We start from the raw sequence: 13,749 nt of genomic DNA, 5'->3' as shown, positions 1-13,749 counted from the left end.
CAATTTTTTTAATAAATCGTACCAATATCTTTTTTATCTATTTTATTTAATACTACACCAAGTATCAAGGTTGCTGCAGTTAAAACGATTGCGACGAATGACATTGTATCAAAAGTGCCTTTGTAGGCTGCTCGATAAATACAAGCTCCTAACATTCCTCCAGCTATCGGTCCTAATACTGGAACAATGGCGTATGACCAATTTGATTTTCCTTTGCCAGCAATCGGTAAAATCGCATGAGCAATACGAGGACCTAAGTCACGAGCCGGGTTGATCGCATAACCTGTTGGTCCGCCTAAACTAATACCGATGGCAACGATTAAACCACCGACAATAATCGGATTCAAGCCATCTGTAAACTTGTTAATACCGATAAATAGCAAACCTAAAGTTAAAGCTGCAGTACCGATAATTTCACTGAAAAAGTTAGCATAATAATTTTTAATGCCAGGGTCTGTACAAAATACTCCAAGTTTAGCACCTTGGTCCTCTGTCACTTTCCAATGAGGCAAGTACATCAACCAAACGAGTACTCCACCGACAATACCGCCAAGCATTTGGCAAATAATATAACCAGGTACCTTGTACCATTCAATTCCACCGTCCATTGCAATTGCCATGGTTACAGCAGGATTCAAGTGTGCACCTGAAAATTTTCCGACTGCATAAACACCGAGTGTTACAGCTAATCCCCAACCTAAAGAGATGTTAATCCAGTCGCTGCCAAACCCTTTAGACTTCACGAGGTTTAAATTGGCTACAACCCCGCCCCCGAATAAAATCAGAATGGCAGTACCTAAAAATTCTGCAAAATATGGATTCATTCTATTTCCTCCTTATAAGAAGACAAAAAGACCCCTACATGTTCCCCAGATAATGTAGAAGTCTCCTTGTTCTCGTTTTAAATATTAACTTATAAACAGAATATACTTTAGTGAAAGCGTTGTCAATTATTTTTTTACATAATTGTAATACTATATTCACAGATTCTTTACCATAATGATTGATTGCTCGTTGTAATATATTCCGCACCACTTGATATGGCAGCTTCAACTTCTTGCTCTTGATCTATCAACCCGCCTGCAATGACAGGGATATTGGTTTCTTCATTAATCTTACTGATGACTTTACTGGCAACCCCTGGCAAAGCTTCTACATAATCAGGCTGTACTTGTTTAATTAAAGCGATACTGCGGCTTAAAGCATGACTATCGATAACGAATATTCGCAAGATGGTCGCTACTTTTAAAGATTTGGCTTTTTTAATCACTTTCGGTTTTGTAGAAACAATGCCTGCTGGTTTAAATTTTTGAATAATGTATTCACAGCCATATTCATCATGCGCAATTCCTCTCATTAAATCTACATGGATATAAGTTTCCAGTTGATGTTGTGCGAGCAAACTCATAATTCCTTGCAGATGTCCAATATGTGTATCTAATAACACACATTTTTTATAATCTGTTTTAGCTAGTTTTTCTAAATCTTTCATTTCGCGAATTGCGGGTAAGATGTGAGGTTTCATAGCCTTCTCCTTTACATGATGCGTTTGAATAAACGTTCTAATTCATAATTTGAAAAACTAATAATAATCGGTCTGCCATGCGGACAAGTAAATGGATCTTCCATTTCTCGCAACTGATCGATTAAATCTGCCATTTCATGATTTCTTAAATAGTGATTGGCTTTAATTGATTTCTTACAGCTCATCATAATAGCCGCTTCTTCACGTATTTTTTTAATATCGACTTTGCGGTGTTCAAGCACATATTCTACCATGTCTTGAATAATTTCTTGTGCTTCTTCTTTAGGGAACCACACCGGATAGCTGTTCACAATATAATCATGACTGCCGAAAGGTTCCAGATGTACACCTACTTTATCTAATTCATCTTTATATTGATTGATAATCATCTGTTCATCTTTTGAAAAATGAAAAGTCATTGGAATCAATAAGTTCTGCACTTCGTTTGTGACTTCCCCGATTTTATCTCGGAAATATTCATATTTAATACGCTCTTGAGCAGCATGCTGGTCTATCATAAACATGCCAGTTTCATTTTGCGCAATAATGTAAGTGCCATGGACTTGTCCAACCACTTCCATGTAAGGAACACGTCGTTTAGGCTGTGCATTTTCTGTTTCACGCACATCCACTTCTTCACCGACATTAGTTGGTGAATCTGAAGTTTCAGTATGGTCTGCATCTTCTTCACGCTGTGTGGGTTCAAATAAATTATCTGAATTTGTATTGTCCTCTTCTAAATCCTGCAGCACCGCGCGTTGTGTCGCATTATAATCCTGTTCTGAGGTATCTTCAGCAACTTGCTCGCCTGTTTCGGAGGTACTCTTATCGTTTTCCTCTTTCTGGGCTTTCTTTTCAGCGGTACGGTTTTCAAAATCTAATTTCTGTTGTTCGAAAGTATCTAGTACTTTATTTTTCTTATAAAGTTTATTTTCATCATTGTGCGGGATGAGAATTTTATCTTTAAAGGCTTCTTGAATTTTGTGTACAATCAACTGATAAAGTTGCTCTTCTTTAGAAAGTCGTACTTCTAATTTGGTTGGATGTACGTTGACGTCTACGAGTATCGGATCCATTTCGATATTGATGTAGCAGATGGGATAACGCCCTATGGTCAACAGGGTATGATAGCCTTCTACTATGGCTTTGTTCAATACAAAGTTCTTGATGTAGCGTCCGTTGATAAATATAGAAATGTAGTGACGATTGCTGCGGGAATGTTCGGGCTTCGCTACGTAGCCTTCGAGGTGATAGTCGCTGGTATCGCCTGTGATATGCACGAGGTCTTTCGCTACTTTCATCCCGTATATTTCGGCCATGACTTCGTTGGTACGGCCTGAGCCATTGGTTTTCAACAGTACTTTGTCGTCTGAAATCAAGGTGAAGCGGACACTAGGATGGCTCATGGCCATGCGGTTGACGATGTCGGTGATTTTGCCAAGTTCGGTATAAAGACTTTTCACGTATTTCAAGCGTGCGGGTGTATTGTAGAAGAGTGATTCGACGAGAATGTCTGTACCTTTTTTGGCTTTGGCAGGTTTCTGTTTTAGAATTGCTCCGTCTTCTGCATAAATTTCATGACCACTTTGTCCGTCTGTACATGTCTGCAATGTTACCTTTGCGACGGATGAAATACTGGCCAAGGCTTCACCACGAAAGCCTAGCGTCCGAATATGGAATAAATCGCTGTCTTCATGCAATTTGCTTGTTGCATGTCGATGGAAGACGAGATGCAGGTCATCTTCTTCGATTCCTGTTCCGTTATCCACTACGCGTATAGATTCGATGCCGGATTGTTTGATTTCTATATTAATTTCGGTTGCTTTAGCATCAAGGGCATTTTCCAATAACTCTTTGACGACAGAGCCTGGTCTTTCTACTACTTCACCTGCTGCTATTTTGTTAGCGAGTGAAGTTTGTAATTCTTTAATGTTGCCCATGATTTCTCACCTCTTATTTTAGTTGGTTTTGAAGTTCGCTGAGTTTGTTGAGTGCTTGAAGCGGTGTCATATTAGAAATGTTGATTTTCTTCAATTCTGCTTCAATTTCACTTTCTGCAGGCGGTGTTTCAAATAAATCGAATGTGCCTTGTTGGAACTGTTCACTCTCGGGTTCTTTTTCATGTTGAAGCGCTTCTGTTTCTGGTTCTTTGACGACGGATTCTTTTTGGGATGGTAAATGACTGATTTGCGGGTGTGGTGCATCCTTTTCTTCAAAGGCATCTAGAATGACTTGCGCGCGCTCAATGACTTGATCAGGCAGGTCTGCCAGCTTCGCCACTTGGATTCCGTAGCTGTCATCTACTGCGCCATCTTTGACTTTGTGCAAGAAGATTAATTCCCCTTGATATTCATTTGCTGCGACATGCACATTCTTCAGACATGCAAGAGATTGATCCAGAGCAGTCAATTCATGGTAATGAGTAGAAAATAAAGTCTTGGCGTGTGAAGTCTCAGCTACATATTCGATCATCGCTTGAGCCAGCGCCAAACCATCAAAGGTAGAAGTTCCTCGACCGATTTCATCAAAAATAATCAAGCTGTCTGCTGTAGCATAAGTCAAGGCTTTTTGTGCTTCCAACATCTCTACCATAAAAGTACTTTTACCGGAGACTAAGTCGTCTGCTGCACCGATACGTGTAAATATTTGGTCGAATACCGGCAAAATCGCAGAGCCACATGGTACATAAGCTCCCATTTGCGCCATAATACTGATAATGGCTACTTGGCGCATGTACGTAGATTTACCTGACATGTTAGGTCCAGTAATCAAATAAATAAAATCTTCTTGATCAAGACGGCAATCATTGGGTACATAATCATTATAATCCATGACCCGTTCAACCACTGGGTGTCGTGAATCGACAAGGTCCAATGTTTTATCATCACTGAATTCAGGTCGTACATAATTATATTTTTGCGCAATTTCTGCAAAGCTTTGCAGGCAATCAATCTCTGAAATGAGCTTCGCTTGTTTCTGCAAGCGCTCAGTATAGGCTTTAACCTCTTCTCTCAATTTCGCAAAAAGTTGGTATTCTAGTTCGACCGCTTTATCTTCTGCCCCTAAAATGATGTCTTCTTTTTCTTTCAATTCATCAGTAATAAAACGTTCAGCATTAGAAAGTGTTTGTTTGCGATTATAACCATAGTCTGCTGGTTCAAAACCATTTAAATTAGCACGGGTAATTTCAATAAAGTAACCAAACACTTTATTGAAACTGATTTTAAGCGATTTAATACCCGTACGTTCTCTTTCTTTGGCTTGCAGTTGCGCCAACCATTGTTTACCGTTGACTGAAGCCTCTAAGTATTCATCTAGCTGTGTATTGAAACCTTGCTTGAATAGGCCGCCATCTTTAACTGAAATCGGCGGTTCTTCTACTAAACTTTGTTCCAGTAAATCGAGCAAATCATTTAAGGGTTCTAACTGGCGGAATTGTTCAGGTAATTCCTCATCAAAGTCATCCAGTAATGCTTTGATATTAGGAATCTCCGCAATAGAATGTTTCAATTGAATTAAATCTCTTGCATTGACGTTTCCGTAACTCACACGTCCGACAAGACGTTCAATATCATAAACTTGATTTAAGTAGTTGCGGAGGGTATCGCGCTCGATGAAGCGATCAATCAGTTGAGAAACTGCATCTAAACGTTCGTTGATTGCTTGTTTGTAAATCAATGGACGGTCAATCCATTGTTTAAGACGACGTGCTCCCATCGGTGTTTTCGTTTCATCCATCAACCACAATAAAGTTCCCTTTTTAGACTTCAAGCGGATACTTTCTGTCAGTTCGAGATTACGTTTGGCGTAGTAATCCATTTTCATGTAATCTACTGCCTCATATGCTTGTGCTGCTTCAATATGATTCAAGCTGCGTTTTTGCGTATGATGAATATAATCTAGGAGCAACTGTACAGCCTGATGCATCAAGGTATCTTCTATTTGGTTCACTTCATACATTTCGTGACTGATTTCGTCCACAACAGTAATCGTTTCAGTTGCTAAGCTCATTTGTTGTTTCAACGCATCGCTGACTTGTTCTGCAGTCACAATTTCATTCGGGTTAATGGTCGTAATCTCATTTAACAACATGCTTTCATCGCTGAATTGAGTGACTTTCAACTCACCTGTTGATACATCGCAATAACTGAGCGCGATAGCTGAGCCTTCTTTAATAAAACTTAAGATATAATTATTTTGTTTTTCATCCATACCGCCCTGGTTCATAATAGTCCCAGGTGTAACGACACGGATAACTTCTCTTTTAACCATTCCTTTAGTGGTTTTCGGATCTTCCATTTGCTCACAAATAGCGACTTTATAACCTTCATTGATTAAAGTTTCGATATAACTTTCCGCTGAATGATAAGGCACTCCGCACATTGGAATCGGGTTTTCTTTTTTCGCGTCACGCTTGGTCAGTGTAATTTCTAAGACTCTAGAAGCTTCTTTCGCATCTTCGAAAAACATTTCGTAAAAATCGCCTAATCTGAAAAATAACAAGCAGTCTTGATATTGTGATTTAATCTTTAAATATTGCTGCATCATCGGCGTTACATTTGTCATGATTCTTAATCATTCCTTCTATTATCGGTTTAATTCTTTTTTAATTTAATATATTTTATACATTTTCGTTGATTTACGCAAACAATGTGAATTGCTTTTCTCTTAACTCATCTATTTTAACAAATTCTATCTTTGCATACGAGTTTCTCATTTTCATGGTATACTTGAAAAAACAAAATTGCTAAGCAAGTTAATCTATTTTTAATATGTAGTAAATTTATATGTATTTATAGTTAAAACTAAAATATTGTATATAGACTTTTGTTATATTAATCTTAGATTTTAAAAAGGAGATGGGGATTCAAGATGAAATTAGGTAAAACTTTATTAACATCAGCAATACTTTCAACAACTATTCTTGCAGGCGTGCAAAGTGCATTAGCCAGCGGTGGCGGAACAGGTCCCGTCTCACCGGATAACTCTTCTGCAGCCCATACAAATCAGGAGCAAAATAAAAATGTGCTTGATAGAAACGTAGCCATTGCACATCGAGGCGCAAGCGGTTATGCACCCGAGCATACTTTCTTTGCTTATGATAAAGCCAAAAACGATTTGCACGCAGATTACATAGAATTAGATTTGCAAATGACCAAAGATGGCAATTTAATTGCGATGCATGATGAAACAGTGGATCGAACTACAGGCGGCAAGTACCATGGTCCAGTTAAAAATTACACAACTGCGCAATTGAAAAAAATGGATGTCGGCAGTTGGTTTAACCAAAAAAATCCACAATATGCGAATCCTAAATATGCGGGGGCTAAAATTCCTACTTTAGATGAAATCTTGAAACGTTATGGTTCAAATACTAATTACTATATTGAAACCAAATCACCGAATGTGTATCCGGGTATGGAAGAAAAACTATTAAAGACTTTAAACAAACACGGTATGATGACGCCAGACAAATTACGAAATGGTCAAGTGGTCATCCAATCATTCTCTCAAGAAAGTTTATTGAAAATGAAAAAGTTAAATCCTAATGTACCACTGATTCAATTAACAGATGCATTGCAACTACCGCAATATTCTGATGCAGATTTAAATTATATCGCTTCTTATGCACGCGGAGTGGGTCCTGAATATCATGATGCTACACCGGCACAAGTTGAACGATTGCATCAACATGGCTTACTTGTTCATCCTTATACTGCCAATACGCAACTTGCAATGAAAAACTTGATTAATGCAAATGTAGATGGTGCATTCTCAAATTATATCGATCGCTATATTCAATTAAGAGATCAATCACAAAATAAAACTGCTTATTAAGGCAAGAACGGGCTGGGACAAGAAATAATTATGTCCCAGCCCTTCTTTACTTTCATACTAATCTTTAGGCAACCATCTTGAAAGCTTTCCTTTTTTAAATAATATCATCAATAATACATAACTGATAAAAGCACCTAACGCACTAGAAGTAATAAATGCCAGCATAAGCGGTTTGATTGCGATACTATGCAATCCGATAACCCAAGCTAACGGAATACACATAAAGCTTCCGATTAACCCTGTACCGATGACTTCACCAAATGCTGCCATAAATAGATGTTTACGATAACGGTATAACAAACTAGCTAGCAATACTCCCACCATACTACCGGGAAAGGCAAAGGCTGAGCCTGTACCGAATATCATACGGATGACTGAAGATAAAAATGCTTGCGCCAATCCATACCAAGGTCCTACAAATACCGCACATAACACGTTAATCATATGTTGAACCGGTGCGGCTTTAATCGGACCTAATGGTATAACTATAATACTGCTTAAAACCACATTAATCGCTATAAACATCGAAGTTAAAGTAAGTTTTCTCACATTCATATATTGACGCCCTTTCTATTTTTAAAAATGATTATTTATCTTGATGTGCAGCGTTTAAACGGTCAGCCATCGTATTAATCATCATCTGCAACAAGTCATTCGCATCAGATTGGGCTTCTCTGAATTCTGTCACTATCGGTAAAGCATCGATTTTAGCTTGAATCTGGTCAATCTCTGCTTCACTTCGTTTATACGCTTCTATTTTTCCGTAATTCTGCAAATTAACGGATTGTTTTTGTCTTTGCTTTAAATCTTTCATCCACTCATCAATATGGTGGTTGCGATGAATTTGAGTCTCTACGCGTTGGTAATATTTTACAGTATCTAAACGCTTGATTTGTTTGCTCAGCTTGTGTGCTTCCGCTAAAATTTCTTCTTTGTTATGCATTATGCATTCACCGTTCTAGGTTCATGAACATGTAAAAAAGTACCGTTTAATGAATATTGTTTCGCTTCATCGACTTTAACATCTACTAATTTACCGATAACTTCTTTCGGACCTCTGAAGTTTACAAGTTTATTTTTATCCGTGTAACCTGCTAAGACTTCATTATCCTTTTTACTGCTACCTTCGCATAATACTGTCACAACTTGGCCTTCATATCCTTTTAATGCACGTTCTGAATAATAACCTACTTTTTGATTCAAGCGTTGCAAGCGATCTTTCTTCACTTCTTTTTCTACATTATCTTTCATACGTGCAGCAGGTGTACCATCACGTTGCGAATACAAGTATGTGTAAGCATGTTCAAATTCAACTTCATCGTATAATGACAATGTTTCTTGGAATTGTTCCTCTGTTTCATTTGGATAGCCTACAATGATATCAGTTGTCAATGCGACATCAGGAATCGCTGTTTTTATACGGTTAACAAGATCTAAGTAACTTTCTCTCGTATATTTACGTCCCATAATTTTTAAGACCGCATCATTTCCTGATTGAACTGGCAAGTGAATATGCGGTACGATATTGCCGCCTTTAGCAATGACTTCAATCATATGGTCAGTAAAGTCCCAAGGATGGCTTGTAGTAAAGCGCACGCGCGGAATATCTATTTTAGAGATATCTTCGAATAAATCGCCTAAATCGTATTCCATATCTTGTAAATCTTTACCGTATGAATTAACGTTCTGACCTAATAAAGTGATTTCTTGATAACCTTGACGGGCCAAATCACGCACTTCGTCGATAATATCTTGAGGGCGTCGACTACGTTCTTTCCCTCTTGTAAAAGGCACGATACAGTATGTACAGAATTTATCGCAACCATACATAATATTCACCCAAGCCTTGAAATAATCATCACGGACTTTCGGTAAATTCTCGATAACATCGCCTTCTTTAGACCATACATCAATGACCATGGCTTTAGACATATAAGCTTCTTCTAAGATTTCTGGTAATTTATGAATGTTATGGGTACCGAAAATCATATCGACATTTTGGTAAGATTTTAAGATTTTATTAACGACTGACTCCTCTTGTGACATGCAACCGCATACACCGATCAAACAATCTGGGCGGTCACGTTTTAAATGTTTCAAGTTGCCGATTTCACTGAATACTTTATTCTCAGCATTTTCACGAATTGCACAAGTATTCAATAGAATAACATCTGCTTTCAAAATATCTTCAGCTAAAGTATAACCGAGCGCTTCAAATATACCTGCCATGACTTCTGTATCATGCGCATTCATTTGGCAACCAAATGTTTTGATGAAAAAAGTACGGCCTTTACCCATATCTTTAAATCTTTCATCAATTTGGAAATCACGGTTATATTGAACATCTTCTTTCCCACGTTTTTTAGCTTCTTTTAAACTTGGCGGCTGATAAACTGTTTCGAAGTATTGACTGTAATCTTTTTCTTTTTTATTTCGTTGTGCAATAACATCTAAAGAACCTGCTTTTCTTTGTTCTTCATTCACTTCGCAAAATCCTTTCTATATCCCCGATTAATCATTACTTCATTATATATGGTTTAGTCGAAATGTGCAAAATGATTCTAGGAAGAAAAAAGACTTTCATCTCCTAGCCCTAGCTAAAAGACAAAAGTCTGTTTCTAAATAAACTTTTTAATATTAATCGTATTTAACGGTCAATTCTTCCATTGTAATACCAGTCGGCACGTAATAAAATCTCACTTGACTGATGACGCCTGGCACTTCTAATTCAACCATTCTATCATTAATATTTTGAATCAGAATTAAACATTCACTCATTGTACCTTGCACTGTTGTTTCTAATGGTGCTACTCGGAAATCTAAGCCAGATTGCTCAATGATTTTTATGGCTTCATCTACGTAAGGAATCACATCTTCTCCATTTGGTGTTTGTGGCAAAACTTGAATGCTCATTAATGTATCTTGCATACTGAAACTCCTCTTTTCCTCATATGTTACTTTAAATGTATCAAATTTTTAATGAAGTGTGTATTAGTATGACAGGAATATTTAAATAGTATGGTAATAACAACTTACAACGATAAGACGGTTATCTATTTGTTTATAGACGAGGCAATGAATATCATCGATTGCTATTGATTTAAATCCACCAGATTTTACTCTTTTCACCATTACCGGTACAGGTTGATTCCCTTTATCAAAAGGAATATTTCCTTTGATTTGTTGTATTCTATTATTAAATTTCGTAACTAATTCTTTATTTCTACTCTTGAAGTGTGTATGATCTTGATTTGCAGATTCTGTAAAATCTATCAACATACTTTCATCCACCAGCACTTTTACTAAATCTCCATTAATATAATCTCGTATACATTCTGCTAAGTGTTCTCGATTCGCTGCAGTTTTCAGTAAATATTTTCTCTCTTCTTGTCCTTCTTTTTCTATATTTTTTTCATCATTTTGGTTATTCAAATAATCAGGATATTGCCCTAAGCAATTCGCAAAGATATTGTCTAATAGTCTTTGCTGCTTAGCACTTTCTTCATCATTTTTATTGATTTCTTTTGTCATTCATACACCTCTTTAATATGACATATTTATCAATACCCAATTAAAGCGGTGTACCAAACGTTTATATTATATATTTATCTAAATCGTATAAATTATCATTTAAATTATGTATCTGTACTACATTTTAAAAATATAAAAATTCTCTTTACGTCTTAATAGGCTTATACCCTTTTTCCAGACATAAAGAGAACTTTTAGTTAATATTATACAAATTGTTGTGTTAAATCTTCAAATTGTGCTTTATCAATTTTGATATCTTGCTTAGCTAAAGGTTCGCCACTCATTTGTTCAACTTGTGATTCATATGAAGGCGTTTCTTTATCTTGATAAACAATTCCAGTTACAAGTGATTCATTATCAATGACTGTTTGAATTGCTTTGTTTTTATCACTTGCATCATAATCTTCCATGTCATCAATAGATACTAAATGTTCTTTAAACCAATCATAAGTGTTTACTTTATTGTACGTTACACATGGTGAAAAGACGTTTACAAATGAAAAACCGTCATGATTGATCGCTTCTTCAATTAATTTTGTTAAACCTTTAATATCGCTTGAAAATCCTTGGCCTACAAAAGTAGCTCCTGAGGATAATGCTAGTTCCAATGGTGCTACATTTTGTTCAATGTTACCTTTTGGAGTTGTTTTTGTTACGAATCCGGGTGCTGAAGATGGTGAAGTCTGCCCTTTAGTCAAACCGTAAATTTGGTTATCCATAACAATATAAGTGATATTCATATTTCTACGTAACGCATGGATAGTATGACCCATACCGATAGCATAACCATCACCATCGCCACCAGAACAAATAACGGTTAAATCTTTATTTGCCATTTTCACACCTTGGGCAATCGGAAGTGCACGGCCATGAATAGCGTGCATGCCATAAGAATTAACATATCCTGATAAACGACCTGAACAACCGATACCCGTAATCAGTGCTACTTCTTCTGGTTCTAATCCAACGTTGGCTGCGGCTTTTTGAATCGCTGCTTGTACAGAGAAATCTCCGCAACCTGGACACCAGTTTGGTTTAACGTTATTTCTAAAATCTTTAAATGTTGCCACTTGTACCCACTCCTTCAGTCTCTTTGGCAATCTCTAATCCTTTGTCTTCAATTTCATGCGGTAAAAATGGTGTGCCGTCATATTTAGTTTGCTTGATTAATTTACCGTGTGCGTTAACATTCATTTTTAAAATATTAGCTAATTGGCCTTGGTAGTTATGTTCGACAACTACTACTTTTTTCGCTTTATCTACCGCTTCTTGCACTATCTCTGCTGGGAATGGATGCAATTGTCTGATTTGTAAATGATTTACTTTCACACCTTGATTTTCAAGACGTGATTTACCTTCTTGAATCGCACCTTTAGTAGAAATAAAACCGATATATAAGATATCTGCATCATCATAAGGTTGGTCATCAATAACAGGTTCTGAAATTAACAAGTTTTCAGTTTTACGCATACGTTTATCCATTTGTTCTTGACGGTTTTGTGCAGACTCGCTTGGTTTACCTTCTTGGCTATGTTCGACACCAGTTACGTGGTGAATACCGCCTTTAACACCTGGTATTGGTCTAGGAGAAACCCCATTAGCTGTTAGTGCATAACGTTTAAAGTAAGATTTGTCATCTTCTTCACGTTCAATGTCACCTTGTAATAATTCACCGCGTTTAATTTCGATACGGTCATAATCTAATTGCTCAACTGTTTGCTTACCTAATGCTAATTGCAAGTCACTTAAGATAATAACTGGACATTGATATTCTTCAGCTAAGTTGAACGCTTCAACTGTCAAATAGAAAGAATCTTCAGCATCAGTAGGTGCAATCACGATTTTTGGAATATCGCCATGTGTCCCATAAATCATTTGCATTAAATCGGATTGTTCTTCTTTAGTAGGTAATCCAGTAGATGGACCGCCACGTTGTGTATTGACAATAACGAGTGGTGTTTCAGTCATACCAGACAAGCCGATTGATTCCATCATCAATGATAGACCTGGGCCTGCTGAAGCTGTAAATGCTCTGACGCCTGCATAGTTGGCTCCAATAGCCATAGTAGCCGCTGCAATTTCATCTTCGGTTTGGATAACTGTACCGCCGACTTTCGGCAGATTATCAATCATATATTCCATAATTTCTGATGCAGGTGTAATTGGATAAGCTGCCATAAATTTAGACCCTGCTGAAATTGCGCCTAATCCCACAGCATCGTTACCAATCATATAAAGATGCGGTTCTGATTCACTTGGTTCTAAGTGATAATCACCTTCTAATTCAGGCATTTGTTCTTTCATCGCATCATAACCTTGGTGTAATGCTTGGATATTGCTTTCCACGACTTTTTCACCTTTTTTACCGAAAGTGTTCGCAATAAGTGCTTCGAATGATTGAATTTCTAAATCCATAATGGCACAAGTCGCGCCAATTGCTACCATATTTTTCATTAATTTAGTTCCTAATTCTTTAGCTATCTCTGTAAAAGGAAGAATAATCAGTTGTGCTTTACAATCTTCAGGCTTAGAAGGTTTGGCTTTCGCATCAGCAATAATCACACTGTCGTCACGCATCTCATGGTGATTTAACTCAATTGTTTCTTGATCGAATGCAACGAGAATATCTAAATCATCACTAATAGCATGTACTGGCTTTGTTGATACTCTAATTTTATTGTTGGTATGTCCGCCTTTAATTCGGCTTGAGAAATGTCTGTATCCGTATAGGTAATATCCTTCACGGTTCATAGCTGTGGCAAAGATTTCTCCTGTCGACTCGATTCCTTCACCTTGTTGACCGCCAACTTTCCATGATACTTGTGATTTCATACCTTTGCCTCCTGTAATTTAAT

Annotated in this window: 12 protein-coding genes; 1 reads left to right on the top strand and 11 read right to left on the bottom strand. The window is 37.1% G+C overall.

Features of this window, described 5'->3' with window-relative positions; translation table 11 throughout:
* Positions 1–8: 8 nt before the first annotated feature.
* The 4 genes from CNQ82_RS06575 to mutS form a co-directional block, all read right to left on the bottom strand.
* Complete coding sequence (locus tag CNQ82_RS06575) at positions 9–824, bottom strand: MIP/aquaporin family protein (protein ID WP_123144604.1); 816 nt, start codon at positions 822–824, stop codon at positions 9–11.
* 167 nt (positions 825–991) lie between these two features.
* On the bottom strand, positions 992–1,525 hold the full coding sequence (locus tag CNQ82_RS06570) for a glycerol-3-phosphate responsive antiterminator (RefSeq protein WP_123144603.1): 534 nt from the start codon (positions 1,523–1,525) through the stop codon (positions 992–994).
* A gap of 11 nt (positions 1,526–1,536) precedes the next feature.
* Positions 1,537–3,465, bottom strand: coding sequence for a DNA mismatch repair endonuclease MutL (mutL, locus tag CNQ82_RS06565; RefSeq protein WP_123144602.1), 1,929 nt, complete (start codon positions 3,463–3,465; stop codon positions 1,537–1,539).
* A 13-nt stretch (positions 3,466–3,478) separates the two neighbouring features.
* Positions 3,479–6,091, bottom strand: coding sequence for a DNA mismatch repair protein MutS (gene mutS / locus CNQ82_RS06560; protein ID WP_123144601.1), 2,613 nt, complete (start codon positions 6,089–6,091; stop codon positions 3,479–3,481).
* A 306-nt stretch (positions 6,092–6,397) separates the two neighbouring features.
* Here mutS and CNQ82_RS06555 point away from each other — a divergent pair, with 306 nt between their 5' ends.
* Positions 6,398–7,363, top strand: coding sequence for a glycerophosphodiester phosphodiesterase (locus CNQ82_RS06555; protein WP_123144600.1), 966 nt, complete (start codon positions 6,398–6,400; stop codon positions 7,361–7,363).
* Between the two features lie 57 nt (positions 7,364–7,420).
* Here CNQ82_RS06555 and thiW read toward each other — a convergent pair whose 3' ends face one another.
* From thiW to CNQ82_RS06520, 7 genes are all read right to left on the bottom strand, one after another.
* Positions 7,421–7,918: an energy coupling factor transporter S component ThiW gene (thiW, locus tag CNQ82_RS06550; protein ID WP_123144599.1), complete on the bottom strand. Its 498-nt coding sequence runs from the start codon at positions 7,916–7,918 to the stop codon at positions 7,421–7,423.
* 31 nt (positions 7,919–7,949) lie between these two features.
* Positions 7,950–8,306: a YlbF/YmcA family competence regulator gene (locus tag CNQ82_RS06545; RefSeq protein ID WP_123144598.1), complete on the bottom strand. Its 357-nt coding sequence runs from the start codon at positions 8,304–8,306 to the stop codon at positions 7,950–7,952.
* On the bottom strand, positions 8,306–9,847 hold the full coding sequence (gene miaB / locus CNQ82_RS06540; RefSeq protein ID WP_123144597.1) for a tRNA (N6-isopentenyl adenosine(37)-C2)-methylthiotransferase MiaB: 1,542 nt from the start codon (positions 9,845–9,847) through the stop codon (positions 8,306–8,308). Before miaB ends, CNQ82_RS06545 begins: the two co-directional genes overlap by 1 nt.
* Positions 9,848–10,000: 153 nt before the next feature.
* A complete protein-coding gene (locus tag CNQ82_RS06535; protein WP_095105566.1) occupies positions 10,001–10,291 on the bottom strand; it encodes a thiamine-binding protein in 291 nt (96 codons plus the stop codon).
* An 81-nt stretch (positions 10,292–10,372) separates the two neighbouring features.
* Complete coding sequence (locus CNQ82_RS06530; RefSeq protein ID WP_123144596.1) at positions 10,373–10,894, bottom strand: type II toxin-antitoxin system YoeB family toxin; 522 nt, start codon at positions 10,892–10,894, stop codon at positions 10,373–10,375.
* Between the two features lie 203 nt (positions 10,895–11,097).
* Positions 11,098–11,964 carry a 2-oxoacid:ferredoxin oxidoreductase subunit beta gene (locus tag CNQ82_RS06525; RefSeq protein ID WP_123144595.1) on the bottom strand — a complete coding sequence of 289 codons (867 nt, stop codon included), beginning with the start codon at positions 11,962–11,964 and terminating at the stop codon, positions 11,098–11,100.
* Entirely contained in the window at positions 11,951–13,726 is a 1,776-nt protein-coding gene (locus CNQ82_RS06520) for a 2-oxoacid:acceptor oxidoreductase subunit alpha (protein WP_123144594.1), read from the bottom strand. The genes CNQ82_RS06525 and CNQ82_RS06520 overlap by 14 nt, the downstream gene beginning before the upstream one ends.
* Between the last annotated feature and the right edge of the window lie 23 nt (positions 13,727–13,749).

The organism is Staphylococcus debuckii (assembly GCF_003718735.1).
Taxonomy (GTDB): Bacteria; Bacillota; Bacilli; order Staphylococcales; family Staphylococcaceae; genus Staphylococcus; species Staphylococcus debuckii.
The sequence above is the reverse complement of the archived record's forward strand: the minus strand, read 5'-3'. Positions and strand labels throughout refer to the sequence as shown.

What these genes read in the sequence shown, in the direction of transcription:
- CNQ82_RS06575 (WP_123144604.1), bottom strand. Translation starts at nt 824, where the DNA reads ATGAATCCATATTTTGCAGAATTTTTAGGTACTGCCATTCTGATTTTA.
- CNQ82_RS06570 (WP_123144603.1), bottom strand. Translation starts at nt 1,525, where the DNA reads ATGAAACCTCACATCTTACCCGCAATTCGCGAAATGAAAGATTTAGAA.
- mutL (WP_123144602.1), bottom strand. Translation starts at nt 3,465, where the DNA reads ATGGGCAACATTAAAGAATTACAAACTTCACTCGCTAACAAAATAGCA.
- mutS (WP_123144601.1), bottom strand. Translation starts at nt 6,091, where the DNA reads ATGACAAATGTAACGCCGATGATGCAGCAATATTTAAAGATTAAATCA.
- CNQ82_RS06555 (WP_123144600.1), top strand. Translation starts at nt 6,398, where the DNA reads ATGAAATTAGGTAAAACTTTATTAACATCAGCAATACTTTCAACAACT.
- thiW (WP_123144599.1), bottom strand. Translation starts at nt 7,918, where the DNA reads ATGAATGTGAGAAAACTTACTTTAACTTCGATGTTTATAGCGATTAAT.
- CNQ82_RS06545 (WP_123144598.1), bottom strand. Translation starts at nt 8,306, where the DNA reads ATGCATAACAAAGAAGAAATTTTAGCGGAAGCACACAAGCTGAGCAAA.
- CNQ82_RS06535 (WP_095105566.1), bottom strand. Translation starts at nt 10,291, where the DNA reads ATGCAAGATACATTAATGAGCATTCAAGTTTTGCCACAAACACCAAAT.
- CNQ82_RS06530 (WP_123144596.1), bottom strand. Translation starts at nt 10,894, where the DNA reads ATGACAAAAGAAATCAATAAAAATGATGAAGAAAGTGCTAAGCAGCAA.
- CNQ82_RS06520 (WP_123144594.1), bottom strand. Translation starts at nt 13,726, where the DNA reads ATGAAATCACAAGTATCATGGAAAGTTGGCGGTCAACAAGGTGAAGGA.